Raw genomic sequence first — 9,566 nt, 5'->3', positions numbered from 1 at the left:
GTGTTTGCTATTGATGCCGGGGTTTTCCGGGGGGGCGGGGGGCCGGCCGCCGGCGCTGGGGGGCGCCGCCCCGGGCCGGGGGGGCGCGCGCCGGGGCGGGGGGGCGGCACAGCCGCGCCCGCGCGCCCACAGGCCCCCGCCCCGGACCTTCGGGGGCAGGGGCGGCGGTCTCAGTGCGCGCGGCGCGACGTCACGGTGAACTGCGCCCCGTCGGCGTCGCGCAGGATCGCCTCGTCCGGGCCCTCACTCAGTACGCTGCCGCCGTGCTTCTCCGCCGCGCGGGCGCAGGCCGCCACGTCGGCCACGGCGAAGTGGATCTGCCAGTGCGGCCGCACGGAGGGGTCCGGGGCGGCCTCCACGGCACCCGAGTCGATCCGCGCCACGACGTCACCCTGACTGCGCAGCACGACCTCGCCCCCCTCGTACTCGACCTCGCAGCAGCCGGACTGCCCCGAGGCCCAGTCGAGGATCTCGCCGTAGAAGATCGCCGAGTCGAAGGCGTTGCGGGTGTGCAGCCGGATGGACGTCGGTGCCGCCCGCCGCCACGTCTCCCAGTTGGACACCAGCTCGCCCTGCCAGATGCCGAAGGTCGCCCCGTCCCGGTCGGCGAGCAGCGCGGCCCGGCCCGGCGGGAACGAGAGCGGTCCCACGGCCGCCGTACCGCCGCGCTCCCGGGCCCGGGCCACGGCCACGTCGGCGTCCGGGACGGCGAAGTACGGCGTCCAGGCGACCGCCATCTGCCACATCGCGGCGACGGCGGCGATCCCGGCCACCGGCACCCCGTCGGCCAGGGCGATGCGGAAGTGCTCGCCGAGTTTCGCGCCGCGCCAGCGCCAGCCGAGTACGGCCGTGTAGAAGTCCTGCGTGGCCTGCAGGTCCCGGCTGGTCAGGCTCACCCAGCACGGCGCGCCGAAGACGGCGTTCGTGGAGATGACATCCCTGCGTCTCGTGCTGCCGGCACTCGGTGCGTCGCCGGCAGGGGTGACTTGGTTCATGGCGGTCGCGTCCTGCTCTCGGGGCCTGGCGGCCACCGGTCTGTGCTCCAGTGTCCGGCCGGAAGGGGGTGATGTGCCTGTCGAGTACCCCGGGTGGCGGATGCCCAGGCCGCTCGCCCACGAGGGGGCCGGCACGGCGCCGCCCGGGTGCCCGCCACAAAAGAGGGTGAGCCCCGGTCCGGCCGCCGGGGCGGCTTGGGTGGGGGCCGGGCGGGTGACGCTCAGCGTGCCCGGGCCTCGGCGAGCAGTTCCTCGCGCAGCCGGTCGAAGCAGCTGCTGAGCAGTCGCGAGACGTGCATCTGGGAGATGCCGAGCTGCTCGGCGATCCGGCTCTGCGTCATGCCCCGGAAGAACCGCAGGTAGAGGATGGTGCGCTCGCGCTCGGGCAGCGCCTCCAGACACGGCCTGACGGCGGCCCGGTCGACCACGAGGTCGAATCCCGGGTCGGCGGCGCCGAGGGAGTCCCCGAGCGCGTAGCCGTCCGTACCGGACACCTCGGCGTCCAGTGACAGCGCGGAGAAGCACTCCAGCGCCTCCATCCCGGTGCGCACCTCGTCCTCGGTGAGCCGGGTGCAGGCGGCGATCTCGGTGACGGTGGGGGCCCGGCCCGACGTGGTCTGGGACAGCTCCTTCGTGGCGGAGCGGACGCGGTTGCGCAGGTCCTGCACCCGGCGGGGCACGTGCAGGGTCCACATGTGGTCTCGGAAGTGGCGCTTGATCTCACCGGTGATCGTGGGCACCGCATACGCCTCGAAAGCGCGGCCGCGCTCGGGATCGTAGTGGTCCACCGCCTTCACCAGGCCGAGTGCGGCGACCTGGTACAGGTCCTCCAGGGCCTCCCCGCGGCCGCGGAAGCGCACCGCGATCCGCTCGGCCATGGGCAGCCACAACTGGACCAGTTCGTCCCGCAGCGCCTGGCGCTCGGGACAGTCGGGCAACTTCGCCAGCCGCTCGAAGGACTCCGCCGTGTCGGGGGCGTCGTCGTGACGATGGGGCTTCGTGCTGCCGGTGACACTCATCGTGCGCACCTCTCTCGGCAGGTGCTGGGTGGACAGACACCGTGGGAGGTGCGCTCGGACCAGGAGAGGACACCGGGGTTGCCCGGCGGGGCCGGATCCCACGGACGTGCCTCCGGTCCGAAGCACTGTTGTTCGTTTTCCCGCTCACGAATATCCCGAAACCGGCAATCGGTGCATATGGGATATCGGGGAGGTGGGCCGGCCCTGAACCGGGACGCAGAGGAAGGGGGTGGGCCGACCTTGAGCCGGGGCGTGCGGGAAGAGACGGGCCGGCTTGAGCCGGGGCGCGCGGGAAGAGACGGGCCGGCTTGAGCCGGGACACGCGGGAGGGATGGTGGCCCCGCCGTGGACCGGGATGCCGGGAGAGGTGCCGCCCCCGAGCCGGGATGCGATGCCGGGAGGGGTGGCCCGGCCTTGACCGGTTCTTGAGAGGCATTACCTCTGTAACAGAGGTAATCTCCCGGACGTGGAACCCGAGACCTTCTCCGAGGAGCTGGCCGACACCCTCGTGCGCATCCAGCGGCTGATCCGGCGCCGGCTGCGCGGCGGGCTCACCGGGCCCCGGCTGCGCGGTGCCGAGGTGGAGCTGCTGCGGCTGGTCGGCTCACGGCCCGGCATCGGCATCTCGGACGCGGCCCGGGAGCTGCACCTGGCGGGCAACTCGGTGTCGACGCTCGTCAACCAGCTCGCCCGGGACGGATTCCTGCTCCGGGAGACCGATCCGGCCGACCGGCGCGCCGCCCGCCTGCTGCTGACCGAGGCCGCGGACAAGCGCCTGCGGGACTGGCGGCGCCGCCGGTCCGCACTGGTCGTCCGGCACGTCTCGCGGCTCGACGACGCCGATCGGGACGCCCTGCGCGCGGCCATGCCGGCGCTGCGCAGACTGGCCGCCACGCTGCACGAGGAGAGCGAGGACCTGTGACGGAGACCGGGGAACCACGCCGGAACATCGTGAACGACACCGCGGACACGCCGGGCACCGCCGCCGCGGCCGTCGCCTGTGCCGGGCTCGTCCACGCCTTCGGTGAGACCAACGCCGTCGACGGGCTCGACCTGACCGTCCGGGAGGGTGAGGTGTTCGGGCTGCTCGGGCCCAACGGCGCCGGCAAGACCACGGCGATCCGCTGCATCACCACCCTGCTGCCCGTCCCCGCGGGCACGGTCCGCGTGTTCGGGCACGACGCGGCGCGGGAACGCATGGCGGTGCGGCGCCTGCTCGGCTACGTCCCGCAGCAGCTGTCCGCCGACAGCGGGCTGACCGGCCGGGAGAACGTCGCCCTCTTCGCCCGCGTGTTCGACGTGCCGCGCCGCGAGCGTGCCGAGCGCGTCGCCCAGGCCCTCGGCGCCGTCGGTCTCGCCGATGCCGCCGACCGGCTCGCCGGCACCTACTCCGGCGGCATGGTCCGCCGCCTCGAACTCGCCCAGGCCCTGGTCAGCGCGCCCAGACTGCTCATCCTCGACGAGCCGACCATCGGCCTGGACCCGATCGCGCGCACCGGCGTGTGGGAGCACATCAACGCCGTACGCGCCGCCACCGGCATGACCGTGCTGGTCACCACCCACTACATGGACGAGGCCGACCAGTACTGCGACCGGGTCGGCCTCATGCACCGCGGCCGCGTCCGCGCCCTCGGCACCCCGGGCGAGCTGCGGGCGGGCCTCGCCGAGCGCCACGGCGCCGGCACCCTGCCCACACTGGAGGACGTCTTCCGCGACGTCGCCGGCAGTGGCCTCGACGACAGCTCCGGAGGAGGATTCCGCGATGTCCGAAGCACCCGCCGCACCGCGCGCCGTGTCGGCTGACGGCCACCTCGACGGCGGCGCCCCGCTGCTGCTCAGCCCGCCGGTGCCGCGCCCCGGCTGGCGGCTGCTGCCGGCCCGGGTCGTCGCCCTGTGCGCGGTCGAACTGCAGAAACTGCGCCACGACCGCACCGAGCTGTACACCCGCGCCGTCCAGCCCGCCCTGTGGCTGCTGATCTTCGGGCAGACCTTCACCCGCATCCGGGCGATACCCACCGGCGGCATCCCCTACATCGACTACATGGCGCCCGGCATCATCGCCCAGTCGGCGATGTTCATCGCGATCTTCTACGGCATCCAGATCATCTGGGAGCGGGACGCGGGCATCCTGAGCAAGCTCCTCGTCACCCCGACCCCGCGCTCGGCGCTGATCACCGGCAAGGCGTTCGCCGCCGGCGTGAAGTCCCTGGTGCAGGCGATCGTCGTCGTCGTCATCGCCGCCCTCCTCGGTGTCGCGCTCACCTGGAATCCGCTGAGGCTGCTCGGCGTCGCCCTCGCCGTGGTCCTCGCCTCCGTGTTCTTCTCCTGCCTGTCGATGACCATCGCCGGCATCGTCCTCAGCCGCGACCGCCTCATGGGCTTCGGGCAGGCGATCACCATGCCGCTGTTCTTCGGCTCCAACGCCCTCTACCCCGTCTCGGTGATGCCGGGCTGGCTGCAGGCCGTCAGCAAGGTCAACCCGCTGAGCTACCAAGTCGACGCCCTGCGCGGCCTGCTGCTCGGCACGCCCGCACATCTCGCCGCCGACTTCGGGGTACTGGTGGTGGCCGCCGCCCTCGGCATCACCGCGGCCTCCGCACTGCTCGGCCGCCTCGCCCGATGATCTCCCCCCGGCCGCCCGCCCGGTGATCTTGCCGGCGACGTGATGTGCGGCACGCGCGCGTACCCCGCCCGAACCCGTTGTGAACGGATTCTTCCTGGGCAGCGCTTGATCACCGATCAAAGCGGGCGAACCCGCTGGCCACAGCGCATTCCGCTCATTTGACAGTGCGATCGGCACACAGATAGACAGCTGCTCTCGAAGGTCGAGAGGGGCACTGTGTACGAGCCGAACGTGGTCGGGGACTGGCACGAGTACGACGAGCATGCCGGTCTGCGGGTCCGCGTCCACCGTCTGGAGGCGGCCGAGCCGCCGCGTGGACGCGACGACGCCGCCGACGGGCTGACGTACTTCAGCATCCGGGTCACCGTCGAGAACCGCGGCGAGCGCCACTACGGCATCCATCTGGAGGACGGCCAGCTCGACGTCCGGGTCGGCCCCGACGGCGAGGGCGCCTTCATCGACTGGCGCAACTCCCAGTTCATCGAGGGCTTCGACGTCTATCCGCTGCGCCGGGCCACCGCCGTCCTCTACGCCGCCGCGCCCGAGGCCGCCCTCTGCCACGTGGACGTGCAGGTGCAGCTGAGGGTGGACGAGGAGTGGACGGACCGCCGGCTGTGGACGGGCGGGATCGGCGTCGTGGAGGGGGCCACCGCGGCCGCCCCCGCCGGCAGCGGCCAGGCCGGCCTGGCCCACCAGGTCAGCGCGTTCCTGAGGGACCAGACGGAGCCCGGCACCGCCTGACGCGGGCGGCGGTGCCGTTCGCACGGCCAGTGGGCGGTGCACGTCCATGCCCCCCGCACGGTGCGTGGGCGGTGCGCGTCGATGCCACCCGTACGGTGCGTGGGCGGTGCGCGTCGATGCCGTCCGCACGGCCAGTGGGCGGTGCACGTCCATGCCGCCCGTACGGTGCGTGGGCGATGCGCGTCGACGCCGCCCGGTACGGTCAGTGCGCGATGCCGTCGATGATCTCCCGGGCGCCCTGCCGCAGCAGCGCCACCGCCACCGACGTGCCCAACGTGGCCGGGTCCAGCCGGCCCGCCCACTCGTGGGCGTTCAGCCGGGTCTTGCCGTCCGGGGTGAACACGCAGGCGCGCAGGGAGAGTTCGCCACTGCGGTCCACGCGCGCGTAGCCGGCGATCGGGCTGTTGCAGTGGCCCTGCAGCACGTGCAGGAACATCCGCTCGGCCGTGGCCTCGCGATGGGTCGCCGGGTCGCCCAGCCCGCTGACCGCGTCGATCAGTTCGGCGTCGTCCTCCCGGCACTGCAGAGCGAGGATGCCCGCGCCGATCGGCGGCATCATCGTCTCCGGTGACAGCACCTCGCTGATGACGTCCGTGCGGCCGATGCGCTCCAGGCCGGACACCGCCAGCAGCAGCGCGTCCGCCTCACCGGCGGCCAGCTTCTCCAGCCGGCGGTTGGCGTTGCCGCGGAACGGCACGCACTGCAGCTGCGGGTGCGTGGCGGCCAGCTGGGCGATCCGGCGCACCGAGGAGGTGCCGATCCGGGTGCCGTCGGGCAGCTCGTCCAGGGTCAGCCCGCCCGGGTGCACCAACGCGTCCCGGACGTCGTCCCGTTTCAGGAAGGCGGCGAACACCGTCCCGGCGGGCAGGGGGCGGTCGGCGGGCACGTCCTTGACGCAGTGCACCGCGAGGTCCGCCTCCCCGGCCAGCAGGGCGGCGTCCACCTCCTTGGTGAACGCACCCTTGCCCTCGACCTGGGAGAGATCGCCCATCCACTTGTCACCGGTCGTCTTCACCGGCACGACCTCGGTCCGCACACCCGGGTGCAGGACGGCGAACTCGGCGCGGACACGCTCGACCTGGGCCAGGGCCATCGGCGAATCACGGGAGACGATGCGGATCAGTTCCGGCGCAGACATGGGGCCACGATAGACCCTGGCGCCCCGCGCCTTGGGCCCGGTCACAGCATGACGTGCGCGACCTGGGTTTGGTCGAGCAGGCCGGTGAGCGAGAGGTCGCTGCCGTAAGCAGAAGGCCAGGGGCGGCAACGCTCGACCCGGCCCGGCCCCCGGTCGACCACCGCCCGGCATGCGGTCGACCGCCGGCCGCGTGCCCGGCGGCCGGCAGGGGGGTCCGGGCCGCCGCTTCACGGCCTCACCGCCCGCCGCCGTCCGGCAGGTCCGCCGCAGACTCCTCGGGCGCGAGGTCCGGGCGCAGCCGGAGCCAGGACGGCTGGCGCAGCATCCCGGACCGGGTACGGGTGCTGTAGCCGACCTCGCCGACCAGCCGGGGCAGCACCCAGTGGGCGTCCGCGATCCGGGGCGCGGGGTCGAAGGGGCACCGGCTGCTCGCGGCGGCCCGCAACAGCCGTGCCAGCTCGGTCCGTTCCGTCTCGCTCCAGCCGGTGCCGACCCCGCCGACGTACCGCAGCCGGCCGCCCGCCCGCTGACCGACCAGCACCGCGCCCGGCAGCCCGGTCAGCCGCCCCTTGCCGGGGAGCCAGCCGCCGATGATCACGTCCTCGGCCCGCATGTTCCGGATCTTGATCCAGGCCCGGGACCGCGTCCCCGGCTCGTACACCGAGTCCAGCCGCTTGCACACCAGGCCCTCCAGCCCGTGCTCCCGGGTCGCCGCGAGCGCCTCGGCGCCATGCCCGGTCACGGCCCCCGGCGTCGACCAGTACGGCCCCGCCAGCGCCAGCTCCCGCAGCCGTTCCCGGCGTCGTACGTACGGCAGCCGTACCAGTGACTCCGCCAGGTACGGCACGTCGAACAGCACCAGGTGCACCGGCACCCGGGTGGCCCGGCGTGCCGCACGCGCGGGGGCGTGCGCGAGGCCCATCCGGCTCTGCAGCAGCTGGAAATCGGCCCGGCCGTGCTCGTCCAGGGCCAGCACCTCGCCGTCCAGGACGGCGGGTGTCCCGGTCAGTGCGGTACCCAGCGCCTGCAGTTCGGGGTAGGCCGCGGTGATGTCCTCGCCCGAGCGTGCGCGCAGCAGCACACTGCCGTCACCGGGCAGGTAGACCATCACCCGCTGGCCGTCCTGCTTGGTCTCGTAGGCCCACCGCCCGTCCTGGGAGGCGGGCGGCAGCCTGCCGGGAGTGGCGAGCATCGGCGGGACGAGCGGCAGGTTCACGACGGTCACGGCTGAAGGTCTCGACCGCCGCCCGGACCCGCACGCTCCTTTCGCCACCGGTTCGCCTGAACGGGCCCGGCCTCAGCCGACCGCTTCCGTCGACGGCCGCGGGGCCACGGGTGCCGGCACGCCGCCGTCCCCCGCCGGTCGGGTCCACCCGCTGCCCTCACCGGTCCGGCCCACCCGCTGACCCCGCTCCCGCCGAAGACGGGCCGATGAGCGCACGGGCTCCGGATCGGCGGACGGCGTGCCGGGCGTGCCCGGTGGCCGCGGAGCGACCGGTCGGGGCGGGCCGGTCAGTCCGGTCGCGGTTGCCGGGCCCAGTCCAGGGACCGTTCGACGGCCCGCTGCCAGTTGTCGTACTCCGACTTTCGCAGCTGGGGATCCATGCCGGGCAGCCACTGGGCGGCCCGGTGCCAGTTGCGGCGCAGCACTTCGAGGTCCGGCCAGTAGCCGGCGGCGAGCCCGGCGGCGTAGGCGGCGCCGAGGGAGACCGTCTCGGCGACCATGGGCCGCACCACGGGCACGTCGAGCACGTCGGCCACGAACTGCATGAGCAGGTTGTTCGCCGTCATGCCCCCGTCCACCTTCAGCTCCCGCAGCCCGAGGGGGGAGTCGGCGTTCATCGCGTCGACCACTTCCCGTGTCTGCCACCCGGTGGCCTCCAGGACGGCACGCGCCAGGTGCCCCTTGGTGACGTACGAGGTGAGCCCGACGATGACCCCGCGCGCGTCGCTGCGCCAGCGGGGAGCGAACAGGCCCGAGAAGGCGGGGACGATGTAGCACCCGCCGTTGTCCTGGACCGTCCGCGCGAGCGTCTCGATCTCCGGGGCGCTGCTGATCAGGCCCAAGCGGTCACGGAACCACTGGACGAGGGCGCCGGTGACGGCGATCGACCCTTCCAGGGCGTACACCGGCCGCTGGTCCCCGATCTTGTAGGCGACGGTCGTGAGGAGACCGTGCCGGGAGCGCACGATGTCGCCGCCCGTGTTCAGCAGCAGGAAGCTGCCCGTCCCGTAGGTGCACTTGGCGTCGCCCGGGGAGAAACAGGTCTGGCCGAAGAGGGCGGCCTGCTGGTCGCCGAGGGCGGCCGTGATGGAGACACCGGGCAGCAGCGAGCGGGCCTCCCCGTAGGTCTCGGCGGAAGACCTGATCTCGGGCAGCATCGAGCGGGGCACTCCGAAGAAGTCCAGCAGCTCGTCGTCCCAGTCGAGCGTGCGGATGTTCATCAGCATCGTGCGGCTGGCGTTGGTGGCGTCGGTGATGTGCAGGCCGCTGCCGGGGCCTCCGGTGAGATTCCAGATCAGCCAGCTCTCCATCGTGCCGAACAGCACGTCGCCGTCCCGCGCGCGCTGCTCGATCCCCTTCACGTGGTCGAACAGCCACCGGATCCGCAGCGCCGAGAAGTAGGTGGAGGGCGACAGAGCGCACCGCCGCAGGAAGAAGGCCTCTCCGGGGTGCCGTGCGAGGTCGTCGACGAGGGACGCCGTGCGGGTGTCCTGCCAGACGATCGCCCGGCACAGCGGGGTGCCGGTCCGCCGGTCCCAGAGCACCGTCGTCTCCCGCTGGTTGGCCAGGCCGATGGCGGTGACCTGCCCGGTGTCCACCCCGGCTTCGGACAGGGCCTCGGGTACCACCCGTCGCAGGTTCTGCCAGATCTCGACGGCGTCGTGCTCGACCCACCCGGGGCGGGGGAAGTGCTGCTGGTGCTCCCTCTGTGCGACCGAGACCAGGCGCCCGCGGTGGTCGAAGAGGATGCATCGGGTCGAGTTGGTGCCCTGATCGATGGACATTACGTACCGTTCTGCCATGATCGGGTCTGCCTTCCGACGGA

Annotated in this window: 9 protein-coding genes; 4 read left to right on the top strand and 5 right to left on the bottom strand. The window is 73.1% G+C overall.

The window, feature by feature from the left end; genetic code table 11:
* Window positions 1-170: 170 nt before the first annotated feature.
* Together ABVB68_RS25085 and ABVB68_RS25080 are read right to left on the bottom strand one after the other, a co-directional pair.
* The gene (locus ABVB68_RS25085; protein ID WP_353603374.1) at window positions 171-995 is read right to left on the bottom strand and encodes a VOC family protein; all 825 of its coding nucleotides are present in this window, start codon (window positions 993-995) and stop codon (window positions 171-173) included.
* Between the two features lie 221 nt (window positions 996-1,216).
* Complete coding sequence (locus ABVB68_RS25080) at window positions 1,217-2,014, bottom strand: RNA polymerase sigma factor SigF (protein ID WP_353603373.1); 798 nt, start codon at window positions 2,012-2,014, stop codon at window positions 1,217-1,219.
* Between the two features lie 466 nt (window positions 2,015-2,480).
* On the opposite strand from ABVB68_RS25080, the gene ABVB68_RS25075 reads away from it, so the two are divergent.
* The 4 genes from ABVB68_RS25075 to ABVB68_RS25060 all read left to right on the top strand — a co-directional run bounded on the left by ABVB68_RS25075 (window position 2,481) and on the right by ABVB68_RS25060 (window position 5,378).
* Window positions 2,481-2,936 (top strand): MarR family winged helix-turn-helix transcriptional regulator, encoded by a 456-nt coding sequence (locus ABVB68_RS25075; protein WP_353603372.1) that lies wholly within the window; start codon window positions 2,481-2,483, stop codon window positions 2,934-2,936.
* Between the two features lie 26 nt (window positions 2,937-2,962).
* Entirely contained in the window at window positions 2,963-3,817 is an 855-nt protein-coding gene (locus tag ABVB68_RS25070) for an ABC transporter ATP-binding protein (protein ID WP_503006234.1), read from the top strand.
* Window positions 3,777-4,637 (top strand): ABC transporter permease, encoded by an 861-nt coding sequence (locus tag ABVB68_RS25065; protein ID WP_353603371.1) that lies wholly within the window; start codon window positions 3,777-3,779, stop codon window positions 4,635-4,637. The genes ABVB68_RS25070 and ABVB68_RS25065 overlap by 41 nt, the downstream gene beginning before the upstream one ends.
* A 216-nt stretch (window positions 4,638-4,853) precedes the next feature.
* Window positions 4,854-5,378 (top strand): hypothetical protein, encoded by a 525-nt coding sequence (locus ABVB68_RS25060; protein ID WP_353603370.1) that lies wholly within the window; start codon window positions 4,854-4,856, stop codon window positions 5,376-5,378.
* A 202-nt stretch (window positions 5,379-5,580) separates the two neighbouring features.
* On the opposite strand, the gene hemC is transcribed toward ABVB68_RS25060, so the two are convergent.
* The 3 genes from hemC to glpK all read right to left on the bottom strand — a co-directional run bounded on the left by hemC (window position 5,581) and on the right by glpK (window position 9,543).
* Complete coding sequence (hemC, locus tag ABVB68_RS25055; RefSeq protein ID WP_353603369.1) at window positions 5,581-6,516, bottom strand: hydroxymethylbilane synthase; 936 nt, start codon at window positions 6,514-6,516, stop codon at window positions 5,581-5,583.
* A 235-nt stretch (window positions 6,517-6,751) separates the two neighbouring features.
* Window positions 6,752-7,732, bottom strand: coding sequence for a non-homologous end-joining DNA ligase (gene ligD / locus ABVB68_RS25050; protein ID WP_353603382.1), 981 nt, complete (start codon window positions 7,730-7,732; stop codon window positions 6,752-6,754).
* 296 nt (window positions 7,733-8,028) lie between these two features.
* On the bottom strand, window positions 8,029-9,543 hold the full coding sequence (gene glpK / locus ABVB68_RS25045) for a glycerol kinase GlpK (protein ID WP_353603368.1): 1,515 nt from the start codon (window positions 9,541-9,543) through the stop codon (window positions 8,029-8,031).
* Window positions 9,544-9,566 lie beyond the last annotated feature (23 nt).

This window comes from Streptomyces sp. NPDC096012 (genome assembly GCF_040426375.1).
In the GTDB taxonomy this organism is placed as follows: Bacteria; Actinomycetota; Actinomycetes; order Streptomycetales; family Streptomycetaceae; genus Streptomyces.
The sequence above is the reverse complement of the archived record's forward strand: the minus strand, read 5'-3'. Positions and strand labels throughout refer to the sequence as shown.